Raw genomic sequence first — 23,334 nt, 5'->3', positions numbered from 1 at the left:
CGAAGCATCGCACAGCCACGATCAGGCCGACACGACGGGTGACGGGTGACGGGTGACGGGTGCCCTACGTCCGTCGCGTCCGCAGAAGGCCGCGTATCCTGCGCAGCCCGTCACCGGCGCTGCCGGCGCGGTGGCCGCCGCGCACGCCGACGGCCTCCAGGCGCTGGGCCCGAAGCGCCCGCTCTTCGTCGTCGGCGAGCGGCGCCGGGGCCTCCCCCACGGCCCATGCCAACAGGAGGTCGGCGAGCGCGGGGTTGCGCGCCAGCGCAGGACCGTGGAGGTAGGTGCCGATCACCCTGCCGGCCCGCGCCCCGTCGGTGCTGTCCGTGTCGTCGGCCCCGTCGCCCGCCCCGTTGCCCACACCCACGAGGACACGCGCCAGCGGACGCACGCCCGGACCGAGGCGGGTGACCGCCCCGTGGTTCTCGAAGCCGGTCAACGTCTCGAGAGGCACGGGATCGGGGGCGTCGTCGGCTGCGCCGGGCATGGGCTCGGTGGCCAGCTCGCCGACAGCGCGACGACCCGTGCCCTTCACGGTGACGACGTCGAGGAGGCCGACACCGGGGTGCGGGCGCCCGTCGGCACCCGGGAAGGCGGTGCCGACGACCTGGTACCCGGCACACACGGCCAGGACCACGGCGCCGGCACCGACCGCTGTGGCGAGCGCCCCGTCGCGCAGCCGCTGGGCCGACTGCACCTGCGGACCGTCCTCGCCCCCGCCGAGCAGGTAGACGTCGGCACTTGCGGGAAGCGGCGCGTCGGAGAGGGCGTGGACGAGCTCGACGGGTATGTCGCGCCAGACGGCGCGGCCCGCGAGGACTCGCCCGTTGCCCCCGTCGCCGTACGTCCCGAGCAGGTCGGGATGGACCACCACGACCCGGAGCGCCGAGGTTCCCCCCGCTCGGGGGCGCGCGCGCCGGGCCGCGGGTGCGGCCGGCGCGTCCGGCTCGTCACCGGTCGCGACCGAGACGCGCACCGGCATGCCGGGCGCCGCCACCGTCGCGGCCGGCCACACGGTCGGAACGCCACCGGCAGGTGCGCCACCCGGCGGCACGGCCGGACCTGGCGCCACTCCGGCGCTCGGCGGCCCGCCAGGTCGGGGCCCGGTGGGGGCGAGCCGCCGACGCAGCGACTGGAACGCCGTGTAGTTGCCGACGTACTCCACCTCCGGCGCACCCGTCGCCGTGACGGCGGCGAGCTCGTCGGCGACCGTGACGTGGGCCACGCCGGCGTGGCGGAGGCGAACCGCCAGGTCGAGCCGGCGCTCACCGGTCGCCACCGCCAGGCGGCCGGCCAACCGTTCGAAGGGAACGTCCCACAACCACGACGGGTCGTGCCCGTCGGCGATGCGGGCGTTGATCCCGATCACCACCGGGTCAGTGCCGCCCTCCAGGAGGTCGAGCAGCTCCGTCCACCCCGCGGGGTTCTTGGCCAGGAGGAGCCGCACCGTCGTGCCGCGATGCACCAGGCGGGCGAAACGACCCTCGACGTCGCCGACGGACTCCATGGCCTGCAACGCGTCGGCCTCGTCCACTCCGAGCAGGCCGGCGGCCACGGCGGCCACGGCGGCGTTGGCGCGGTTGCACCGGCCCGGGAGCGCCAGCCGGACCGGGAGGTGCCGGCCGTCGCCGGCCACGAGCGTCTCCCCGCGCAGCTCGGCGTCGGGACGCGGGCGGCGGAACCCGCACGTGCACCACCAGTCGCCGCCGGCGCCGAAGACGATGTGGCCCTCGCACGACGGGCAGCCCACGGCGTCCTGATGCCACAGCTGTCCGGCCGCCACCCACACCACGCGTGACGCACCCTGGGCGCCCCAGACGACGAGCGGGTCGTCGGCGTTGGCCACGACGACCGTGCCGGATGCCGAGGAGAGCCCGGCGCGCCAGCGTGCCGCCACCATGCGCACCTCGCTCACCCGGTCGAGCTGGTCGCGCGACAGGTTGAGCAGGGCCACGACGGCGGGGTGCACGGCCGCCGCCACCCGGCCGAGGTACCCCTCGTCCACCTCCAGCACCGCCGGCACCCCGAGCGGCGCCGCCGCCAGCGCGGCCGCCAGGCCCGGCGGGAGGTTCGCACCCGCCACCGACGTGGCCACCGCGTCCGGCCCTCCCAGGGCCGCGGCCAGCAGCCGCGTCGTGGTCGTCTTGCCGTTCGTCCCGGTGACCAGCGCCACCTGGCGCCCGACGGTCAGCCCGGCCAGGAGGTCGGGGGCGATCAAGAGCCCCACGCGGCCGCCGATGACCGACCCGCCGCCCAGACGCAACCGACGTGACGCCGCGCTCACCGCCACCGACGCCCGGCCGGCGAGTCGGGACCGCAGGGGCAGCACGCCGTCGACGGGCCGCCCCGTCACTTCTCGGCGTGATCGGGTGGGTAGGTGCGGGCCAGCTCCTCGGCCGTGGGCTGGTGCGGTCGCTGCGCCTCGGCCGGGAGCTGCGCCGCGATGGCGGACATGATCGCCTCGGTGTCGGCGGCGGCATCGCACAGTCCCAGGGGGACGGGCTTGCCCACCCGGACGCGCACCGGAGGGGGATGCAGCAGGTTGCCCACGTCGGGGACGCGCGCCGAACGGGGCCACACGGCTTCGGTCCCCCACACGCCGATCGGGATCACGGGGGCGCCGGTCATCGCCGCCAGGCGCGCTGTGCCCGACTTGCCGTGCAGCACCGTGTCGAAGAATTTCCTGCCGCGGGGGATGGTCCCCTGGGGAAGGATGACGACGACCTCCCCGGCCTCCAGGGCGCGCCGGGCCTCGCGCAGCGGCGCGTCGGATCGGCTCCCCCTGTCCACGGGGATGCCACCGAGCGCCCGGGCGATCTGCCCCACCACCGGGGCGTCGAACAGCTCGCGCTTGGCCAGGAAGCGCACCGGGCGGCCGAGGCGCGCGGCCACGATCGCCAGGGCGACGACGTCGAAGTAGCTGCGGTGGTTGGCGGCCAGGATGACCGGCCCGCGGGTGGGGATGCGGGTGACCCCGTCGATGTCGAAGCGGGCGTAGGGGATGAGGGCGGGGCGGACCCAGGGTCGCAGAATGTCGTAGGGCTCGAGGCCCCCGACCTTGGGAACACCGGGAGGACGGTCCCAACGCTCGACCGGCCAGCGCCGCACCAGGGCGACGGCGTGCAGGCGTCGATCGGGATTGACGGCATGGGGTCTGCCCACGGCGCTCAGGAGCGGAAGATCGAAGACGCTGTCGGAGTAGGCGTGGCTCTGCGCCATGTCCACCGAGGACCGCTCGGCCCACCGACGCACGGCCGCGAGCTTCCCGGTCGACCACACGAAACCGCCGTCGATCCCCCCGGTGTAGCGGCCCTCGGCGCGGGCGTACCGGGTGGCGAGCACGTGGTCGAACCCGAACAGCGTGGCGAACGGGGTGATGAGGTCGACCGGAGTCGTCGTGGTGAGCACCAGCAGGCGCCCGGCCTCGCGGTGCTCGGCCAGCACGCCGGGCGCATACGGCTGCACCAGCTCGGCGAGCTCCGGGGCGGCAAGCTCCCCCGCCCGGCACACCGACTCGACGGGCCAGCCACGCACGAAGCGGGGCGCGGCGCGCACCATCGCCATGAAGGCCAGGCTCTCCCCCATGAGGTCGTACAGGCCGTAGGCGAGGCGCTCGCCGGGGACCGACCGGCGGCCCTCGAAGAGGCCCTCGGCGTGCATCGCCGCGCTGAGGACGAGGCCGCTCGCACCCCGCAGCAATGTCCTGTCGAGGTCGACGAACACCGCAGCCCGGGCCACCGAGGGGTCCTCGGGGTCGGCCGAGCCGTTGTGGTGATGGGTCTGCGGCGAGCGGTCCGTCACCATGGCCGAGACGATACCGCCACCCGCCCGTCGAGCCGCCGGACCGTCGGCGCCCGACGGCACGGCGACCCCGACGGCACGGCGACCCGGACGAACCCGGCCCGGACGCGGCGAAGGGACCGGAGGGGGACCGGTCCCTTCGCACCGACTCGACAGGAACGGAGGGGGGGTGTCCGGATCCTGGGGTCTCTGGGGACCATTGTGGAGGATCGCTCTCGATCAGTCAAACAGCTATTACAGATTGGTGGTATCGTAAATAGCGATGGAGATCAGGCACCTCCAGGCGCTGGTGGCGGTGGCCGAACAGGGTTCGTTCTCATCGGCAGCCGATCACCTGGGCACCGTCCAGTCGAACATCTCGGCCCACGTGGCCCGTCTCGAGCGGGAGCTGGCCAGCACCCTCGTCGACCGCTCGGCCGGGCGCTTGACCGCCGAGGGAGAGGTCGTGGTGGCCCGGGCCTACCGGGTGCTGGGCGAGCTCGACGCCCTGCGGGCCGACGTGGGCGCCCTGCGCGAGGCCGTGGCCGGGAACGTGCGCATGGGCATGATCGGCACGACGGCCCGCTGGCTCGTGCCCATGCTGCTCGCCGAGCTCGCCGAGAACCATCCCCGCCTCCACCTCACGGTGGCGGACGGCACCACCCTCGGGCTGGAGCCCCAACTGGCCGCCGGGCGCTTCGACCTCGCCGTGCTGACGTTCCCCGTGCCCGGGCGCGACCTGGTCTTCGAACCGCTGTTCGACGAGGACATCGTCCTGGTCGTCCCGGTCGACGGCGACCCGCTGTCGGGCGCCGAGCGCATCGACCTCGCCGACCTGGAGCGCTTCGAGCTCCTCCTGCCCGCTCCGGGCACCCCCTTCCGGTCGGAGATCGACGCCGCGGTGAAGCCGGTCGGCGTGCGGCTCCGGCCCCGGGCCGAGCTCGACGGGGTGCGCCTCCTGGCCTCGCTCACCTTCGAGGGCTACGGCCCCGCCGTGCTCCCCGCCACCGCCGTCCCGCCGCACCTGCGCCCCCGCTTCCGGTTGGTGGCGGTGGACGGGCTCTTGCCCCGGCGCGTCGGCATCGCCCAGCGCAGTCGGGGTCTGCCGTCCGCGCCCGCCCGCGTGGTGCTCGACACCGTGCGCCAGCTGATGGCGATGCCCGACCGCCTCCCCCCCGGGCTGCATGCCATCCACCCCGAGCAACGCACGCGCGCCGAGGGGTCACTGCGCGCCGTGGGAATGCCCAACGGCTGATTGCCACCGGTCAGGCGTTCGGCGGACGGGGATGGCGCCACATCAACCACAGCGTCGGCCCGCCGCGAGGCGTGTGGATCTCGCCGGTGACCCCGAAGCCGTGCCGCGCGTAGAACGGCACGTTGCTCTCCTTGGACGATTCCAGGTACGCGGGCAACCCCTCGGCGTCCACGCGTCCGAGCACGGCCCGCAGGAGCGCGGAACCGACACCGCTCCCCTGGTGATCGGGATCGGTGCCGAGAGTCGCCAAGTACCAGTGGTGCTCGCGGGGCCGGGCGGCGTCCACCGCCGCCAGCATGCGGGCGGCGTCGGGGGTGTCGCGCCCCAGTCCCACCAGATACGGCAGGACGGGCACCAGGTTGGCGACGTCGCGCCACCCGGCGCGCGCCTTGCCGGGCGGAGCCCACATCGCCGCGCCGGCCAACTCGTCGGTCGTCCACACCTCGCCGCGCTCGAGGTAGGTGTGGCGGATCTGGATCCTGAAGAAGGCGCGCAGGCCACGATGGCGGCGCCGGTCGCCGCGGAACATCCATCGCGGCACGGGGTCGTCGTCGAAGGCGCGCGCCAGGACCTCCACCAACGCGTCGACATCGGACGGGACGGCTCGTCGCACAGCATGAGGCGCGCCGCGGCCGGTCGTCACCGGGCGCATGGTACCGCCGGCCCTGCACCGCCCATGGCACCGCCCATGGCACCGCCCATGGCACCGCCCATGACACCGACCCCTGGCACCGACCCCTGCACCGGCCCCTGACACCGCACCTGGCACCGGGCCTGGAACCGGGCCTGGAACCGGGCCTGACGCCGGCCCGCCGGGGCCCCTCCCGCTCAGTTGAGCGTCGGGTGCTTCGGGTAGGCGGCGAGCAACGACAGCTCGCCGCCCTGGCGGCGCAACACGTCGTGCCAGAGCCGGTCGGCGTCGGTGCAGAACACGTCGGACTCCAGCGCCTCGAGCACGAACCACGCCCGCTCGCCGAGCTCGGACTCGAGCTGGTCGGGCGCCCAGCCCGCGTACCCCGAGAAGAGCCGGGCGCCGGCGAGCACCACGGGCTGGGCCTCGGGCCCGACGGCCAGGTCGACGGTGCCGACCGACGCCATGACCGATCGCCATCCCAGGGCATCCTCGACGGGGGCGGCGGCGCGTGCCAGGCCGATCACGGCGTCGGGCGACACCGGCCCTCCCCGGAAGACGACACCGGGGGGGACCCGCTCGGCCTCCTCCTGCCACGGCGCCAGGATCTCCCCGACGGGGACGGGCGTGGGTTGATTGAGGACGACCCCCAGTGCCCCTTCGGGCCCGTGGTCGAGCAGGAGCGTGACCGTCCCCTCGAAGTTCGAGTCACCGAGCCGCGTGGACGCCACCAGCAGTCGGCCGGTGAGGTCGGCGGCGGGACGCCCGGCACCCCACTGCGATGGGTGTCGCACCATCGTCCGATCATGGCCCGCCACGGTGCCGTCCGTCTGGCACCCCCGGCCGGTCCGGTCGCCGGTGGACCGGGCCGGTCCGGTGGCCGGTGGACCGGGCCGGTCAGGCCGACGGGCTCCAACCCGGTGGGAACGGGTCCTTGATGGCGACGAGCAGCTCCCAGGCGGCCCGGCTCCGCTGGTACTGGGCGCCGCGGTACCGGATCGGGTCACCGGGCGCCTCCCCGGGGAGCCACAGCGCGGGCGTGTCGAACCAGAACGCCGTCCGGTCGTCGGCGTACGTCGTGCGGTACACGCCGTATCCGGTCGTGAGCGCGGCCGCCACCAGGTCGTCGCGGCCGGCGGCCGTCCCGATGGTGTGCATGAGCGAGGCCGTGTAGTACGTCCCCCCGGGCCACACCGCTTCTCCCTGCGCGGTGGCCACGGGCTCGCCCGACGTGTCCACGGCGTTCACGGCGCCGAACTGCCCGTTCGAGACGCCCAGCACGTTGCGCTGGTAGACCCTCCACAGATGCGACGCCATGCGCTGGGTGTCGAGCACGTCGGCCAGGCCGTCGCCCGCCGCATAGCGCTGGCCGCACAGCGCGTCCGCCAGCAAGGCGGTGCTGTAGGGCCCGTCCGTGTCGAGCTTGTAATAGCCCTCCGCGTCGACCCACAGCGAGGCCTCCGCCGACGCCCTCGCCTTGGCGGCGGCGTCGGCCCACTGCTCCTGCACCGCAGACGAGTCCAGCACGAGGGCGAAGTCGGCCATGGCCTCACAGGCGCCGATGGTGAGGGCGGCGACGTAGATGGCCGCCCCCACCATGTCGATGGCGTCGTAGGTCGTGCACAGGCCGAGGGCGTCGGGTATCCCGTCGCCGTCGTGGTCCCGCGCCATCAGGTGGGCCATGGCCCGGCGCAACGACGGGTAGACGTCCGCCGCGAACGTGTCGTCGTCGGTGTAGGTCCAGTAGGCGTGGGCCTGCTGGACGAACTTCGCCGGGAGGTCGAGCCAGTCGATGCCGACCGGCGACTCCCCCGGCCGCGTGGCCGAGTACTGGTTGACGACGAACCACGGGTCGTCCACGGGGCTGCCGGCGTCGTGCGGCGTCCGGCCCTTGGGGTCGGCGGCGACGAGGTCCGCCCACCCGAGCAGCACGTCGCGCTCGATCGTCGGGAACAGCTGGAGCAGGTGACGGGTCTCGTAGTGGCGCACGTCCATCGACTCGCAGTCCCGGAAGACGTCGGTCTCAAGGGCGAAATAGAGGTGCTGGCCCGGGCGGGCCCCGGCGCGTTTGGGCTTCGAGATGCAGCCGTTCTCCCAGAAGACCCCGCCGAACACGTCGTAGTAGAGCTCGTTGAGCGCCGCGCTGCGGAGCCAGAGGGGATACGTCGGGTCCTGCGCGACCGGGGACCACCACGCGTCGATGCCACGCTCGAGCCGCGATGCGCCGTCGAGGAGGTCGCGTGCGATCGCCCATCCCCGGTACGGCCCCCGGTACCACTCGGTATAGCGCTTCCACCATTTGGTCCCGTCGATGGGGTTGCGGAATTGCACCACGGGGAAGTCCCATGTCAGCGCGAACGTGGCTGCCCGGCGCTCGCCGGGTGCCAACGAGAACGACACGCAGACCGCGCCGCCGAGGCCCAACCCTCGTGGATCGAGCGGCCGGTCGGGGAGCGAGCCTGCGTTGAACGCGGCCAGCAGGTCCGACCCGTCGCCGTCGGTCGCCCAGTCCTCGGTCGTGGTGAGCGACGACCCTCGCGGTCCCTTGGCGGCGATCACCCACTCGGTGCGCTGCGTCTCGGCCACGTTCTCGGGGTGCTGGGCCTGCAGGCGGACGCCGGCGATGCCCGGTGCCCGCACCGCTGCGGAACGCAGTCCCTTGCGCGTGTACTCGTACTCGGTCGTGGGCATGCGGTACGGCGCGTTCGGGAAGCTGAGCATGCAGGCCACGTCGACCGGCGCGTTGGTCGGATTGGCGACCGCCAATTGGAACAGCCCCCCCGGCAACGACGACCGGCGCTCGTCGCGCGCCACGAACGGGGTCAACTGCTTGAGGGCCACCGGGAGGGGCAGGTCGTCGTAGACGAACCAGGCCTTGGGGAAGAGCGCGGCGTAGAGCCCGGCGCCCGGCTCGAGCAGTTGCCAGGCCGGGAGGAGGTCCTCCGTGGCGAGAGCCACGACGGTGGGCGACGGGCCCGTGGACAGGCGGACGTGGAAGGCCGCCTCGGCCAGGAACCGTTGTTCGAACCCGCTGTTCACCGGGGAACCCCAGTGGGAGCCCACCGAGTCGTCACCGCCGATGTCGAGGTGCCAGGGCCCGAACGACCCTGACAGGTTCACCATGAAGGCCCCCGTCCCGATGCCGCCGACGGGGATCCCCCGCTTGGTCCGGCTGACGGGCCGCGCCGACGTCCCGATGGGCGAGAACGACCCGGTCGCCCCGGGCGGATGGCTGCCCAGGGACCGGCGCCAGGCGGCATCGGGGATGTCCCACAGCTGGGGCCCGTGGGAGAGGAGCCCGAGCGGGTGGTCTTCGTCGTCCCCGGCGCCACCGCACGAGGCGAGCCCGACCGCCGCCGCCGCCAGCGGGGCGGCGGCGAGCAGTCGCCGCCGGGAGATCCTCACGGTCCCACCGAGACCGCGTCGCCGGACGGCGAAGTCCGGTGACGCGTCCGATGGCCCATGACGCGGTCATTGTCGCCGACTGCGGCGGGTGATGGCGTTCGCCCGCTGGGCGGAGCCGGTGGCGGGACCGGGCCCCGAAGGCGGCGCCCGGCGGCCGCCCGGCTCAGTCCCCCGCCACGACGAGGAGCTTCTCGCCGAGACCGCCGAGGTCGGCCGACGCGTTGTCGCGGACGTAGCCGAGCCCTTGGACGTTGAACAGGAGGACCGGGTCGGCTCCCAGGGGGAAGGGGCCCCAGTGCCAGGTGCCGCGGTGCAGGACCACCGCATCCTGGGTCTCCAGCCGGAAGGCCCGCACCGCGGCGAGGCCGGCAGGGGTGGACAGGTCGGTGTCGGCCGGGGCCACGGCGATCACCGACGGGCCGTTCAGCGTCATCAACACCTGGGTGTGGGTGTCGTGGCGGTACATCCGGTCACAGACGAGCCCGTCCCCCTCCCGCACCACCTCGTCCGGGGCGTGGCTGATCACGTTGACGTGGGGATCACCCCACTCGAATTCCAGGCGGTGGGCCCCGTCGTCCGGGTCGGTGTCGGGGAGGGGTATCCAGCCGAACGGCGCCCACGTCTCCCCGGTGACGCCCTCGGCGTCGACGCGCCTCGTGCCCTCGGCCATGCGGCGTCCCCCTGATCTACGCTGACGACGCCGTCAGTCTACGAGCCGTCGACCGGGAGCGAGGAGGGGACGTCATGGACGTTCGGAGCATCGAGGACGTCGAGCCCAAGGTGGAGCACAACGGCACCGTCCCCGTGTGGTGGTTGGTCAAGGCGGGCGAGATGAAGCAGATCACCGACGGGGGCTTCCTCGAGCTCGCCAACGAGTTCGAGGTCGCCGGCGGCGGTTACGTGGACCCGCACTCGCACCCGACCCACGAGTTCTATTACGTCACCTCCGGTCGGGGCATCATGACCATCGACGGCGAGGACCGCCCCATCGTGCAGGGGGACCTGGTGTACATCCCACCCGACAAGGTGCACAGCCTGCGTCCCGTGAGCGACCACGCCCCCATCCACTGTTTCTGCTTCGCGATCGGCGTCAAGGGCGCCGGCGCGATCGACTACACGAACCACTGACCGTGGATGGCCGCACGCCGGTTCGCGCCGGCCGGATGGCGACGCTGTCGGTGTCGTCGTCGACGGCCGCCTGACCGCGCCGTCACCGCGTCGTGGCCCGAGTCCTCGTCACCCGCCACCTGCCCGACGGTGGGCTCGACCCCCTCGTGGACGCCGGGCACGACGTCGTCCAGCGACGTGACGACACGCCCTACTCCCACGAGGAGCTGGTGGCCGTGGCGGGGACCGTCGACGCCCTGGTGTGCCTGCTCACCGATCGGATCGACGAGGAGGTCCTGCGCGCCGGGGCGGCGCGGGGCCTCCGGGTCGTGGCCAACGTGGCCGTGGGCTACGACAACATCGACGTCGAGACGGCCCGGGCCTTGGGCGTGGCCGTATGCAACACACCCGGGGTCCTCGACGAGACCACCGCGGACCTGGCGTTCCTTCTCGTGCTGGCGGCGTGTCGGCTGGCGTCGGAGGCGGAGCGTGACCTCCGAGCGGGCGACTGGCCCGGCTGGGGCATCAACCAGTACCTGGGCCACGACGTGCACGGGGCGACCCTGGGGCTCGTCGGCTACGGGCGCATCGGCCGGGCCGTCGCCCGCCGCGCCTCGGGGTTCGGCATGCAGGTCCTCCACCACAGCCGCAGCGACACGGGGATGCCCGGGTACGTCCCGGTGCTCGACCAGCTCCTGGCCGAAGCGGACATCGTGAGCCTGCATGTCCCCCTGAACGACGCCACTCGGCATCTCATCGGTGGCCGGGAGCTGTCGCTGATGCGCTCCCATGCCGTGCTGGTGAACACCGCCCGCGGTCCGGTCGTCGACGAGGAGGCGCTGGCCGAAGCACTGCACAGCGGTGCCATCCTCGCCGCGGGCATCGACGTCTTCGAGCGGGAGCCGCTCGTGCACCCGCGCCTGCTGAGCGCCCCGCGCGCCGTGCTGCTCCCCCACATCGGCAGCGCCAGCCGGGCGACCCGGACGCAGATGGCACGCGTGGCCGGCCAGGGAGTGTGCGACGTGTTGGCCGGCCGGATGCCGGCCAACCTCGTCGGGCCGTAGGCGAACGCCCCTCGCATCGCCGCCACGCGGGCGACCCGGCGTTCAGCTCCCGGACACAGGCGACGGGTCGAGCCCGAGCAGCTCCAGCGTCGTGGCGCCGGCGCGCAGGGCGACGAACAGGGCGCGCTCCTTCTCGTCGCGGGCCCGCCCCGCCGCCAACACCTCGTGGAGGGCGGCGGCGGGCACGACGGCGACACCGTCGCCGTCGCCCACCAGCCAGTCCCCGGCCGCCACCGTCACCCCCCCGACGTCGACGGGCGTGCCCACGACGCCCGGCGACACCTTGGAGGCGCCCGTCAGCGCCACCGTCGTGGAGAACACGGGGAAGCCGTGGGCCGCCAAGGCCGCGGTGTCACGGACGCCGCCGTCGATCACGAGCCCGACCAGGCCCCGGGCCTCCGCCCCGGTCGTCAGCACCTCGCCCCAGTAGCCGAATTCCTCGGCGTCCCCCACGTCGACGGCCAGCACGCAGCCGCGAGGGGCACGCGCCACCGCCACGTGGACGGCGAGATTGTCGCCGGGCGTGCACCGGACCGGGAACGCCGGTGCCGCCAGGCGGGCACCGGGCCAGGCGGCGCGTACCCGGGCACGCATGGGCAGGCCGCCGGACTCGCCCACCGTGGCCGCCCCGAGTCCGAGGAGCGCGGCGGCGTGCTCGGTGATCGCGGCGACGGGGTCGACTGGGCTGGGCATCGGCGTGCGGCTCTCCTCGGGTGGGCCCGTGCTCTCTCGGTCGACGGCGGGCCCGGCGTCGGCCGCCGAGCGTACCGACCCGGCGGGTCCTCAGCGACCGTCCGAGGCGGCGGCCGCGGCGGACCGCATGGCCTCGAGCTGTTCGACGTAGTGGGCGCGCGACCGGTGCCGGAAGCGAAGGGACAGGCCGGTGGCCCCGATGTCGCCATAGGCGCGCACCGCGGCGACGGCGGCATCGGGATCGCCCAGCGGGTCGAGCGGAGGCTCGGGGGCGAGCACCATGTCGAACCGGCCGGCGCGGGCGGCGAGGGCGGCGGTGACGTCGGGGGCGGACAGCAGGGCCCCGAGGTCGTCGAGCCCGAGGCCGAAGGGTATCCACCCGTCCCCGAGCTCGAGGGCGCGCCGCAGCGACCGCCGCGTGCGACCACCCACCCAGATGCGCACACCCTCCTGGGCGCCGCTGGGCTCCACGACGAACCCCTCGTAGCGGTAGTGGGTGCCCGAGTAGCTCGGCCGCGCCCGGGCGAACGACGCCCGGATGGCCCGCAGGGCGTCGTCGGCGCGGGCACCGCGATCGGCGAACGGCGCGCCGAGCAGGTCGAACTCCGCCTCGAGCGAACCGACGCCGACGCCGAGGATCACCCGGCCGCCACTGGCGACGTCGAGCGTCCCGAAGCGCTTGACCACGTCGAGGGGGTGGTGGTAGCCGAGGACGAGGACGTGGGACAGCAGGCCGATGGTGCTCGTCGTGGCGGCCACGAAGCTCAGCGTCGTCAGGGGGTCCCAGTACCGCGCACCCCGGGCGCCCGCCACCTCCTCGGGAATGGCGATGTGCTCGGGGCACGACACCCAGTCGTACCCGAGACGTTCGGCGGCCCGGGCCACCGCCACGATGTCGTCGATCCCCCCGTCCACTTCCCACGGCGGAGGGTCGAACCGGGGGTTCAGGTTGACCACCGGGGTCACGATGCCCAGCCGCACCGCTGCCCTCCTCACTGCGTCACGTTCGACGCGTCGCCGATCGCCGGGGGCCGTCCGAGCCGTCGGCGGCCGGCGCACATCATGGCGGGTTTCGTCGCGGCCGGCCCGCTCCGGCCCCGGCGCCCCGACCGGGCCCCGGGACGCCGTTGCACCCGACCGCAGGTCGACGGGATCCGGGAACGCGACTCAGACGAGGAGGGCCACCGCGGCGGTCACGCCCACGAGGATGATGACGACCCGCAGCAACGGGGTCGGGAGCCGGCGACCCACGACACCGCCGATCTGGCCGCCGGCGACGGATCCCGCCGCGATGAGCCCCGCGGCCTCCCACGACACGTGGGTCGAGGCGATGAACAGCGCCGCGGCCATTCCGTTCACCAACAGCGCCAGGACGTTCTTGGCGGCGTTCAGCCGCTGGAGATGGTCGACGAAGAAGATGCCCAGGAGCGACACCAGGATCACTCCTTGGGCGGCCCCGAAGTACCCCCCGTACACCCCGGTGGCGAACACCGAGAGAAACAGCGCAGGGCCGCCGTGGGCGTGGCGCTCGCGCCGGTGGGCCAAGCGCGCCGACAGCCACGGCTGGAGCGCCACCAGGGCGCAGGCCACCAGGATGAGCGCCGGCACCACGTGCCGGAACACACTGCCCGGCAGGTTCAGGAGCAGGAGCGCTCCTGTGGCGCCGCCGATGACCGACGCCGTCCCCAGGACGATCAGCCGGGGCCGTTGGCCGCGCAGCTCGGCCCGGTAGGCGACAGCCCCACTGAAGGAGCCGGGAACGAGCCCCACGGTGTTGCTCACGTTGGCCACGACAGGCGTGAACCCGAGGGCGAGCAGGGTCGGGAACGTGATGAGCGAACCGGAACCGACGATGGTGTTGATCGTTCCCGCCAGCAGGCCCGCGCCGACGACGGCCAGGGCGGCGGGCAACGACATGGACAGGGTCTATCGGAGCGGGCACCGAGGCTCAACACGGCTCGGCCGGCGCGTTGCCCCGTGCCGGAGCGACAACCCGACGCGGTCAGCCACCGGCGGGTCGAGGCACAGAACCCCCCATGTTCGACGGGCACGACTCCTCCTCTTAGCCTCAGGACTGCCCCGAGACCGAGAGGGAGGCCGCATGACTACGGGGACACCCGCCGTCCGGACTGTCGGGCTGACCAAGCACTTCGGCCGGATCGCGGCGCTGACGGACCTGGACCTCGAGATCGCGCCGGGTGAGGTCATGGGCTACCTGGGCCCCAACGGCGCGGGGAAGACCACCACCATCCGTCTCCTCCTGGGGCTCGTCCGTCCGACGTCGGGGAGCGCGGAGATCTTCGGCCTCGACAGCCAGCGCCAGACCGTGGAGGCGCATCGCCGGCTCGCCTACGTGCCCGGGGAGACCAACCTGTGGCCCTCGCTCACCGGTGCGGAGACACTGCATCTCCTCGGTCGTCTCCAGGGCGCGGTCGACGACGCGTACCGCGACGAGCTCATCGAGCGCTTCGCCTTCGACCCGTCGAAGAAGGTGCGCGCCTACTCGAAGGGCAACCGCCAGAAGCTGATCCTGATCGCCGCCTTCATGACCCGGCCGGACCTGCTAGTCCTCGACGAGCCGTCGAGCGGCCTCGACCCCATCATGGAGCAGGCCTTCCGGCGATGCATCCAGGAGGCCCGGGCACAGGGCCAGACGGTCTTCCTGTCGTCCCATATCCTGAGCGAGGTCGAGGCCCTCTGTGACCGCATCGGCATCCTCCGGGAGGGGGTGCTCGTCGAGATGGGAACCTTGGCGGAGATGCGCCATCTGTCGGCGCTCTCGGTGGAGGCGGTCTTCGACGGCCCGGTGCCCGACGTGACGGGGGTCCTCGGAGTGTCGGCGGTGGAGGTGCACGGGCACCGGCTCCGATGCCACGTCCAGGGACCCGTCGACCCCCTCCTGGCGGCACTCGGCGACACGGGTGTCCGCGAGCTGCTCAGCCGCGAGCCGTCGCTGGAGGAGCTCTTCCTGGCCCACTACGGCAACGACGGGCCGCTGCGACGAGCGCCCGACGACGGGGACTGACCGATGGTGACCGCCACGGCATGCCCGAGGGCGCGTCCCGAGGGCAGGTCTCCCTCGACGGTGGTGGCACGGCTGGTGGCCCGGCGGGCGAGCACCTCGGCGGCGATCTGGGGACTCGTGTTCGGTGTCTACGTCGCCGCCTCGATGAAGGGGTACGCCTCGGCATACCCGACGGTGGCGGCCCGGACCGCGTTCGCACGCACGTTCGGCGCCAACATCGGCATCGAGGCGATCATCGGGCCGGGCCGCCATCTCGAGACCGTGGCGGGCTTCACGGCGTGGCGGAGCCTCGGAATCCTGAGCATCGTGGGTGCCGTCTGGGGACTGCTCACGGGGACCCGGCTCCTGCGCGGCGAGGAGGACGCCGGGCGGTGGGAGCTCCTCCTGGGCGGACAGACCACCAGGCGCCGGGCCGCGGTCCAGGGCCTCGCCGGGCTCGGGGCCGGGCTCGGGGCGCTGTGGTCCACCACCGCCGTCATCACCGTCGGGGTCGCCTCCACGGCCCACCCCCGCATCTCGGTCCAGGCCGCACTGTTCTTTTCCGTCGCGCTGGTCTCGAGCGCAGCCGTGTTCCTGGCGCTCGGGGCGCTCGCCGGCAACGTGGCCGCCACCCGTCGTCAGGCCGCCGGCCTCGCCGGCGGGGTCCTCGGCGTGGCGTACCTGATCAGGATGGTGGCCGACGCCGGGACGGGGCTGCACTGGTTGGCATGGGTCAGCCCGCTCGGCTGGGTCGAGGAGCTCCATCCGTTGACGGGCTCGCACGCGGGGCCCTTCGTTCCCATCGCCCTCCTGGTGGTGGTGCTCTGCGTCGCCAGCGCGCGGATCGCCGGAGCCCGCGACCTCGGCGCCAGCGTCCTGCCCGATCGCGACCGCGGGGAACCGCACACCAGGCTGCTGACGGGCCCGACCGGGCTCGCCCTCCGGTTGGCCCGGCCCGTGGGCATCGCCTGGCTGGTGGCGCTGGGCGCGACCGGACTGGTCCTGGGCCTCGTCGCGCAATCGGCGACGTCGTCGGTCTCGGGCTCCACGGCGGTGTCGGACGCGCTGGCGCGTCTCGGCGGCCACGGCACCGGCGCCGGCGCCTATCTCGGCTTCGCCTTTCTCTTCGTGACCGCCATGGTGGCGGTGGTCGCCTGCGGGCAGGTCAGCGCAGCGCGCGACGACGAGGCCGGCGGGCGCCTCGACAATCTCCTCGTCCGTCGGGTCGGGCGCGTGGCGTGGCTGACCGGGCGCGTCGTGGTGGCCGTGGGCCTCGTGGTGGCGAGTGCGATGGTCACGGCCCTCCTCGCTTGGGCGGGGGCCCTCAGCCAGCACGCCGACGTCGGCATCACCAGCCTCCTCGAGGCGGGCGTGAACACGGTGCCCCCCGCACTCTTCGTCCTGGGCGTGGGCGTGCTCGTCCTCGGCGTGCGACCGCGGGCGGCTTCCATCGTCACCTACGGGGTGATCGCGTGGTCGTTCCTCGTCGAGCTCGTGGGCACGGTCGTGCGGGCCGATCACTGGTTCCTCGACACGTCGTTGCTGTTCCACATGGCCCCGGCGCCGGCCACCAGCCCCGACTGGACCAGCTCGGCAGTGCTCACGGCGTTGGGAGCCGTCGCCGCCGTTGCAGGCGGCATCGCATTCTGGCGCCGCGACCTGGCGTCGGCATGACACCGCGACCTGGCGTTCGCACAACACCGCGACCCGGCGTCGGCGCTTCCTCGAGGCAGCAACGGATCCGGGCGACGGACCTGGGGACTGGCACAATGACGCGCGATGCCTGACACCCCCCCTACCGACGATCCTGTGTCCCCGATCCCCGGCGAGCGACCCGACGGGGAGGGGCCCGGCACCTCCCCCGAACCGGCGCCTGCACCCCCGTCTCCACCGGACTACCCGCCCCCGGCGCCACCGGACTACCCGCCGCCGGGGTACCCGCCATCCCCACCACCCGGCTACCCGCCCCCTCCCCTCTACCCGAACGGCCACCCGCCGCCGGCACCGCAGGCGCCCGGCTACCCGCCACCCGCCGCCGGCGGTTGGGCGCAGCCCCCGCCGGGCGGCTTCCCGCCCCCCCCACCGCCACCCGGATACGGTGCGGCGTACGGCGGGCCCTACGGCGCACCCCAGGGCGCGCCGCAGTGGAGCCCCGGGTACACGGTCCCCGTATCACCCTTCGCCAGCTACGGGGCGCGCGTGGGCGGGTGGCTGATCGACTGGCTGATCACCAGCGTGATCGGCGCGGTCGTGCTCCTCCCTCTGCACGCCGTGCGCCAGAGCGTGGTCGTCAACGGGTCGCGGTTCAACGTCTCCGGTCGGGGGGTCGCCATCTCGGCGCTCATCGTCGTCATCTACGCCACGGTGTTCATCGGATGGCGCGGCCAGACGCCGGGCATGATGGCGGTGCGGGCACGGGCGGTCGACGCCGCCGGCGGTGGAGGGATCGGGTACGGGCGGGCGCTGGGCCGCGTCGTGTTCGAGTACCTCCTCGCCGTCGTCCTGTTCCTCCCGTGGATCGTGGACATGCTGTTCCCCCTCTGGGACCAGCGCCGCCAGACCCTTCACGACAAGGTCACCAACACCGTCGTCGTGAAGACGTGACCATGTGGCCGCCCGACCGATCAGTCCTCGAGCTCCACCACGATCTCGAGACAGGGACGTTCGCCGACGTTGCGGGCCGACTCCACACCGCCCCGTGCGCCGGCAAGCCCGAGGAGGACCTGGTCCACGCCACGCTGCACACGTCGGGGGCCGTGCCCGCTGCACACCCCGCCGCCGACGCCGCCCGGTCCGTGCTCAGGGCCGCCGGTCCGGGACGCTCATGAGCGCCCCGGACCGCCCCGACACCGGCGGCGCGGTCGGTGGTGGTGGTGGTGGCGGCGCGCTCGGCGCGGTCGTCGTCGGGACCGGCTTCGGGTGCTACTCGCACGTGCGCGCCCTGCACCACGCCGGGGTGGAGGTACGCGCCCTGGTGGGGCGCGACCCGGCGAAGACGGCCGAGCGCGCCCGCCTGTTCGAGGTGCCACGCGCCTGCGCGACGCTGGCCGAGGCGCTCGGGGCGGTCGACGTGGACGCTGTCACCATCGCGACTCCCCCGCACACGCACGCCCCGCTGGCCCTGGAAGCCATCGCCGCGGGGAAGCACGTGCTGTGCGAGAAGCCCTTCGCCCGCAACACGGCCGAGGGGCGGGCCGTGCTGGCGGCGGCGCAACAGGAGGGGATCGTTCACCTGCTGGGGACGGAGTTCCGCTACGACGCCGGGCAGGCGCTGCTCGCCGACGCCGTGCGCGCCGGCCTCGTCGGGGCGCCCCGGATCGCCACGTGGCTCATGCACGTCCCGATGCTCGCCGACCCGGGGGCGCAGCTCCCCGAGTGGTGGGCCGACGCCGACGCCGGCGGCGGATGGCTGGGCGCCCACGGCTCACAGCTCATCGACCAGATCCGCGTCACCCTCGGGGAGTTCGAGGGCGTGAGCGCGTCGGTCATCCACGTCGTCGAACGGCCCATGACCGCCGACGACGGCTTCGTCATCCACTTCCGCATGCGCACCGGGTGTGTGGGCGTGCTCCAGAGCACGGCCTCGGACCGGGGCATCATCGTGGAGACCAGGGTCACGGGCTCCACCGGCTCGGCCTGGATCGAAGGCGTGGGCGACACCGTCCGGGTCGCCGACGCCTCGGGCGTGCGCCGCCTCCCGGTGCCCGACGACCTGCGCGGCGACCCCGCCCCGCCCCTGCCCGACGGGGCCGTCACGACCACCTACGAACAGATGATCACCTTCGGCGTCGAGTACGGCCCCTATACCCGGTTGGCGGCCGCCTTCCGCGACCGCATCCTGGGCCGGCCGGCGGCGGGGCCCCAGCCCGCGACCTTCGCGGACGGCGTCGCCCAGATGGCGGTCCTCGACGCCGTGCGCCATTCGGCCCGGGCCGGGGGCGCCTGGACGGAGGTGGCGCCCGTGTGAGGCTCCACGGGCGACACCGCGAACCTCGCCACCCGGGTGCTGAGCACGGCGGCTCCGGGCCAGGGGCTCGTCACACCCGAGGTCCTCGAAGGGTCCGGCATCACCTTCGACACCTCCGCGGTGGAGTCGCTCATGGTCAGGAGCAGGCGCCGGCCGGTCGCCGCGTCCGCCCTGGGCGCGCCACAGCGGGGACGCGGCGCGCGGACGTCGACGCCGTTGCGCACCTCGCGAGCCGCCACGGGCACGGGGACGGCGCCGAGGCGGCCGCGCTCGAGTGCGACGGCCGGCAACCCGGGGGCGCCTCGGCGTGGCGTCCCGCTTACGTTCGACCTCGGGGGTTCCATCGGCCTGTCGCGGCGACACGCCGGGCGCCGAGGGCGACGTCATGTCACGAAGGGCGGTCGGAGGCGCCGGGGCCCGTGCCGGCGAAATTCTGTTCCGTCCGTTCCCAACGCCCAGCCGGTAGCATCCGGGCCGCGAGAGGTGCAACCGCCCGGGCGGGTCGGCGAATCCTCCCGTGGACGATCAGCCGGGACACTGATGCGTCAACGGGGGCACTGCGCATGGGGCGAGTAGCGGCGAAGCAGCAGGCGGCGGCGCGATTGCTCACACCCGTGCCCGACATCGAAGCCCGGTTCGGCTTCTGCGCCGTGTGCGGGCGGGAAGTGCCGCCGGGGACACAGTTCTGCCGCACCACCGGTGGCACCCCGGCGCCTCCACCGCGAACGCCGGGCGAGCCGCACATCTCGCCGTCGCCCGACCCGCACGACAACGCGCGGGCCGCTGCCCGGGCCGGCGATGGTGCCGCCCGCGCTCGTGGACGCCTGTGGCGACGGGTGGTGATTCCGGTGATCGTGGGCGTGGTCACGGTGCTCGTGTCCGTGGCCGGTGCGTCGCCTGTCCGCGACGTCCCGCGCCCCGCGGCCGTCCCTGCGTCCCTCGTGCTTCCCCCCAGGTTCACGTTGCTGCAGGAGCGTGACGCGGCGCGCGGCGCGGCCGGAGGGGTGGACGACGTCGACCTCGTCTACTCGTACCCGGCTGCAATGGCCGCGGGTGTCGCCGAGACGGCCGTGCTGCTGGCCCTGTCGTTGCAGGGATGGACGACCGGGGGGGCGCCGACCGAGTTCTCGGGCTTCGGGTTCGCCGGCAGCATGACGGCACACGGCGCCGGCTCGTTGCGCATCACGCTGCAACGATGCGCCGGCCCGCTCGGCTCGGCCCGCACCGCCGCGGCTGCCGGCACCGCCCCGTCCTGCGTCGCATGACATCGAAGGGCGGGCCCGGGACGGCTCGTGCCTGACCGCTGCCATCAGTGACGGTGTCCCGCCACGGACGGTGACAGGGGTCAAGTTCCTACGGCGACGCGACGACGAAACGCCACGAGGTCTCCCCCAGCCGCCGGCCATGCCCGCCGGCGCCATGTGCACGAGGAGGTTGTCCCGTGAGCATCGTCGACGTGAACATTCCGGAACAGTTGGACGTGTCGCGTGGCGGCAAGACGCACGCGAGCCCGAGGCGCTTCGACGCACGCCACACGGATCGGGCCCTCGCGGACGGCGGACGCGCCCACCGGGTCGGTGCGAAGGTCGCCGTCCGCAACCGCTACCTCGGGACCTGGAGCCCCGGGTTCGAGGTGGCCGCCCTGCACCGTGACGGCTACCGGATCAGGCGGGCGTCGGACGGCGCCGTCTTCGGCGAGGTCATCGCCTTCGGCGACGTGCGCGAGCCCTTCGGGCCCACCGCCGACAGGTAGGACTGCCCCCAGCGCGGGCAATCGGGGGCCCCGCAACACCCCGGCGGGCGCCGCCGGAGAGCCTTGCCGCTCCAGGACCGGTCCGCCCCGGAGCGATGTGGCGGCCACGCATCGAAGGGTGACGCGCGCCGGGGTTACCCGGAGAGAAGAGAGGTGACGACCGTGCCCTCGGTGAGTCGGGCTGCACACTCCTCACCGAGAGACACGCGACCAAGGTAAATGGGGGGCATCTGCACTTGGTGGTCGTCTCTGCGAGGGTGCCACGGGGGTTGACACGCCGTAAGGGCCGAAAGTCCCTAACGACGATCGATACTCCCCCGGAGTCACTCCACGAGCACGGATCGTGACGGACGAGCCGTCAGAGCGGGCGCCGAGCCCAGCACGACAGGCAGGACCGCGGCCGCCAGGAACAGGGCGGCCGTCAGCCCGATCGGGATCGACGGAACGAGCGCCGTCAGGCCGAAACGGGTCGCCACGATCCAGGCGATCGCCCACAGCGGCGGTCGCATCCTGACGAGGTCGAACACCAGGAGGAACGCCCCCACCGCCAGAAAGTAGTAGTCGAAGAACCCCAGTTCGAAGACGAGCCGAAGGGCGAGGCTGGCGAGGACGAGCCCGACGAGCGGCGCCGGCGCCAGCAGCCGGCCCCGGGCGCGCCACCACGCCAGGGCGGCGAGCACGACGGCGGCGACGATCGGCAGGGTGCGCGCCAGCTCGATCTTCGTCTGCTCCTGGATGTCGAGGAGCCCGACCACCGTCGCCGTCTTGAGCACGCCCACACCGACAACGTACGAGGCCGTCAGCGCGTGCACGGTGTCGACCCGGTCGGCGAGGTAGAACGGGATCACCCCCAGTGCCACCACGGCGGCCGCCGCCAGGACGATCCGGGCTCGTGGCCGCCATCCGGGGGCGGCGGCCACGAGCGCCGGCAACGCCAGCACGGCGAACTGCTTGCCCATGAAGGCGGCGCCGAGGAGCACACCGGCGGGGACCCAGCGCCGCCGCAACGTCAGCGAGAGGGCCGCACACGTGCAGCCGACGCTCACGAGGTCCTGGGGGTGGAAGGTCTGCGCCACGGCGTCGGTCGTGGCGGGCAGGGCGAGAAGTGCGACGGCCAGTACGAGCTCCCCGGCACCGCCGCCCGCTCCCGCCGAACGCAAGAGCATGATGGCCCCCACGAGCAGCACCACCCACGCCAGGACGACGAAGATGGCCTGCGAGCGGTACCAGTGCGGGAGCGCGGGCCCCTGGGCGCGCGGGTGTTGCGCGGTACACGGCATCAGGATCGTCCGGTAGAACGCCGCGCCCGACCCGCGCAGCGGTGCCGGGATCGGCTTGTCGTCGCACCACCGGGGCGATCCGAACCACGGCCGCAGGGCCACCACGAAGGGGGCTGTCAGCAGCGGGTAGCCCGGCGGGTTGGGGACGTAGGTCTGCTGCTCGGCGAGACGAAGATCGCCGTGGGAGATCGCCGTCGCCGGGTACGTCACGGCGTGGGCGTCGGTCTCCGCCGGGTTGGGGCCTCCTCGCACGAAGATGACCGCCAGGAAGCCCACGCACGTGCCGGCGAGGAACAGGTAGCGCCAGGAAGCGGGCAGGGGCGTGGACACGAACCCGACCCACCGCCGACGCACCTTCCGAGCCCTCCCCCTCTCCACCGTCGTGCAGAGGCCACGCAGACCGTCGGAGCTTACGACCGGGTCCCGGGCGCTGCCGACCCGGGCAGGCGACGACGCCGGGGGGATCCCGTGGAGGTGTTCGAGCGCTTCACCGACCGGGCTCGTCGTATCCTCGTGCTGGCCCAGGAGGAGTCGACGGCGCTCGGCCGCGACCACATCGGCACCGAACGCATCCGCCTCGGCTGATCGTCGAGAACGACGGCGTGGCAGCCGAGGCGCTGATGCACATGGACGTGTCGGCAGGCGGTGCGCGGTCTCGTCACCCGGGCCGTGCCGCCCGACGAGACCGCTCACCGACGCTCGCCGCCCTTCACGCCCGCGCCAACATGGACCTCGAGCTGCCTCTGCGCGAGGCGCCGAAGCGCGAGCACAACGAACTGCATCCGCAGCCGGGCCGGCGAGCTGGGACGAGGAGAGGACCCGGGCCCGGCGACACCGGGCGGGGACGGGCCTCCGGCGCCCCCTGCGGCCCCGACGCCGCCTGTCAACACCTCTTGACAACACCGGATGCTTGGGCCAAGCTGGGTCCGAGGTCCTTGGCCGGCCCCCCGCTCAAGGACCTCGAGCGACGCATGTACCCGCGAGATCGCCCCCGTTCGGGGGCGTTTTCGCGTCCACGTCCGGGTGCGCGCCGAGAACTAGCCTCGGTCCACGCCCGCTTGCCCTGTCGACGAGTGAAGGGGGCCACGCGCGATGTCGGTCAAGAGCGACCAGCTGTCACATCACCTGCGGGAGCTCAGCGGGATCGTCGAACGCCTCCGCGCCGTCCTCGAGCGCTTCGACACGGCCAGCGTCAGGCTCGCGTCGAAGGTCGACGAGGGTGCCAACCTCGTGACCGCGCTGGACAACCTCGACGGGCGGGTGCGGCGCAGCGAGGTGACCGAAGCCATCGAGGAGTTCGAGGCGGTGCGTCATCAGGTCCGTCTGGCCATGTTCGACCTGGCCAAGGAGCAGGGGTCGTCCCTCAGTGACGTGGCCCGGGCGCTCGGCATCTCG

20 protein-coding genes are annotated in these 23,334 nt (G+C 73.6%); 10 read left to right on the top strand and 10 right to left on the bottom strand.

Translation table 11 applies throughout. The features are described 5' to 3' along the window. Window positions 1-64: 64 nt before the first annotated feature. On the bottom strand, window positions 65-2,353 hold the full coding sequence (locus tag VMV22_07450) for a MurT ligase domain-containing protein (protein ID HUY22162.1): 2,289 nt from the start codon (window positions 2,351-2,353) through the stop codon (window positions 65-67). Continuing rightward, a complete protein-coding gene (locus tag VMV22_07445) occupies window positions 2,350-3,804 on the bottom strand; it encodes an HAD-IB family hydrolase (GenBank protein ID HUY22161.1) in 1,455 nt (484 codons plus the stop codon). The genes VMV22_07450 and VMV22_07445 overlap by 4 nt, the downstream gene beginning before the upstream one ends. Window positions 3,805-4,063: 259 nt before the next feature. Between VMV22_07445 and VMV22_07440 the strand changes: the two genes are divergently transcribed. Further along, on the top strand, window positions 4,064-5,035 hold the full coding sequence (locus VMV22_07440; protein HUY22160.1) for a LysR family transcriptional regulator: 972 nt from the start codon (window positions 4,064-4,066) through the stop codon (window positions 5,033-5,035). A 10-nt stretch (window positions 5,036-5,045) separates the two neighbouring features. On the opposite strand, the gene VMV22_07435 is transcribed toward VMV22_07440, so the two are convergent. The 4 genes from VMV22_07435 to VMV22_07420 all read right to left on the bottom strand — a co-directional run bounded on the left by VMV22_07435 (window position 5,046) and on the right by VMV22_07420 (window position 9,741). Beyond that, complete coding sequence (locus VMV22_07435; protein ID HUY22159.1) at window positions 5,046-5,678, bottom strand: GNAT family N-acetyltransferase; 633 nt, start codon at window positions 5,676-5,678, stop codon at window positions 5,046-5,048. Between the two features lie 185 nt (window positions 5,679-5,863). After that, complete coding sequence (locus VMV22_07430; protein HUY22158.1) at window positions 5,864-6,463, bottom strand: YqgE/AlgH family protein; 600 nt, start codon at window positions 6,461-6,463, stop codon at window positions 5,864-5,866. Between the two features lie 100 nt (window positions 6,464-6,563). Beyond that, a complete protein-coding gene (locus VMV22_07425; GenBank protein ID HUY22157.1) occupies window positions 6,564-9,071 on the bottom strand; it encodes a GH116 family glycosyl hydrolase in 2,508 nt (835 codons plus the stop codon). 163 nt (window positions 9,072-9,234) lie between these two features. Further along, window positions 9,235-9,741: an ureidoglycolate lyase gene (locus tag VMV22_07420; GenBank protein HUY22156.1), complete on the bottom strand. Its 507-nt coding sequence runs from the start codon at window positions 9,739-9,741 to the stop codon at window positions 9,235-9,237. 74 nt (window positions 9,742-9,815) lie between these two features. On the opposite strand from VMV22_07420, the gene VMV22_07415 reads away from it, so the two are divergent. Together VMV22_07415 and VMV22_07410 are read left to right on the top strand one after the other, a co-directional pair. After that, window positions 9,816-10,199: a cupin domain-containing protein gene (locus VMV22_07415; GenBank protein ID HUY22155.1), complete on the top strand. Its 384-nt coding sequence runs from the start codon at window positions 9,816-9,818 to the stop codon at window positions 10,197-10,199. Between the two features lie 92 nt (window positions 10,200-10,291). After that, window positions 10,292-11,242 (top strand): D-glycerate dehydrogenase, encoded by a 951-nt coding sequence (locus VMV22_07410; protein HUY22154.1) that lies wholly within the window; start codon window positions 10,292-10,294, stop codon window positions 11,240-11,242. A gap of 42 nt (window positions 11,243-11,284) precedes the next feature. On the opposite strand, the gene VMV22_07405 is transcribed toward VMV22_07410, so the two are convergent. From VMV22_07405 to VMV22_07395, 3 genes are all read right to left on the bottom strand, one after another. After that, window positions 11,285-11,935: an RraA family protein gene (locus VMV22_07405; GenBank protein HUY22153.1), complete on the bottom strand. Its 651-nt coding sequence runs from the start codon at window positions 11,933-11,935 to the stop codon at window positions 11,285-11,287. A 90-nt stretch (window positions 11,936-12,025) separates the two neighbouring features. Continuing rightward, complete coding sequence (locus VMV22_07400) at window positions 12,026-12,916, bottom strand: TIGR03619 family F420-dependent LLM class oxidoreductase (protein ID HUY22152.1); 891 nt, start codon at window positions 12,914-12,916, stop codon at window positions 12,026-12,028. A gap of 186 nt (window positions 12,917-13,102) precedes the next feature. Continuing rightward, complete coding sequence (locus VMV22_07395) at window positions 13,103-13,852, bottom strand: sulfite exporter TauE/SafE family protein (protein ID HUY22151.1); 750 nt, start codon at window positions 13,850-13,852, stop codon at window positions 13,103-13,105. 184 nt (window positions 13,853-14,036) lie between these two features. Between VMV22_07395 and VMV22_07390 the strand changes: the two genes are divergently transcribed. The 6 genes from VMV22_07390 (at window position 14,037) to VMV22_07365 (ending at window position 20,659) form a co-directional block, all read left to right on the top strand. Further along, a complete protein-coding gene (locus VMV22_07390) occupies window positions 14,037-14,960 on the top strand; it encodes an ABC transporter ATP-binding protein (protein HUY22150.1) in 924 nt (307 codons plus the stop codon). A 60-nt stretch (window positions 14,961-15,020) separates the two neighbouring features. Continuing rightward, window positions 15,021-16,613: a hypothetical protein gene (locus tag VMV22_07385; protein HUY22149.1), complete on the top strand. Its 1,593-nt coding sequence runs from the start codon at window positions 15,021-15,023 to the stop codon at window positions 16,611-16,613. A 105-nt stretch (window positions 16,614-16,718) separates the two neighbouring features. Further along, on the top strand, window positions 16,719-17,543 hold the full coding sequence (locus tag VMV22_07380) for an RDD family protein (GenBank protein HUY22148.1): 825 nt from the start codon (window positions 16,719-16,721) through the stop codon (window positions 17,541-17,543). A 220-nt stretch (window positions 17,544-17,763) separates the two neighbouring features. After that, the gene (locus tag VMV22_07375; protein HUY22147.1) at window positions 17,764-18,906 is read left to right on the top strand and encodes a Gfo/Idh/MocA family oxidoreductase; all 1,143 of its coding nucleotides are present in this window, start codon (window positions 17,764-17,766) and stop codon (window positions 18,904-18,906) included. Between the two features lie 839 nt (window positions 18,907-19,745). Then, window positions 19,746-20,171, top strand: coding sequence for a hypothetical protein (locus tag VMV22_07370; protein HUY22146.1), 426 nt, complete (start codon window positions 19,746-19,748; stop codon window positions 20,169-20,171). A 176-nt stretch (window positions 20,172-20,347) separates the two neighbouring features. Next, entirely contained in the window at window positions 20,348-20,659 is a 312-nt protein-coding gene (locus tag VMV22_07365; protein HUY22145.1) for a hypothetical protein, read from the top strand. Window positions 20,660-20,982: 323 nt separating this feature from the next. Here VMV22_07365 and VMV22_07360 read toward each other — a convergent pair whose 3' ends face one another. Further along, window positions 20,983-22,293 (bottom strand): hypothetical protein, encoded by a 1,311-nt coding sequence (locus VMV22_07360; protein HUY22144.1) that lies wholly within the window; start codon window positions 22,291-22,293, stop codon window positions 20,983-20,985. Between the two features lie 738 nt (window positions 22,294-23,031). Here VMV22_07360 and VMV22_07355 point away from each other — a divergent pair. Then, window positions 23,032-23,334, top strand: a 303-nt coding sequence (locus tag VMV22_07355; GenBank protein HUY22143.1) for a hypothetical protein, incomplete at its 3' end; no start/stop codon positions are given.

This window comes from Acidimicrobiales bacterium (assembly GCA_035531755.1).
In the GTDB taxonomy this organism is placed as follows: Bacteria; Actinomycetota; Acidimicrobiia; order Acidimicrobiales; family UBA8190; genus DATKSK01.
The sequence above is the reverse complement of the archived record's forward strand: the minus strand, read 5'-3'. Positions and strand labels throughout refer to the sequence as shown.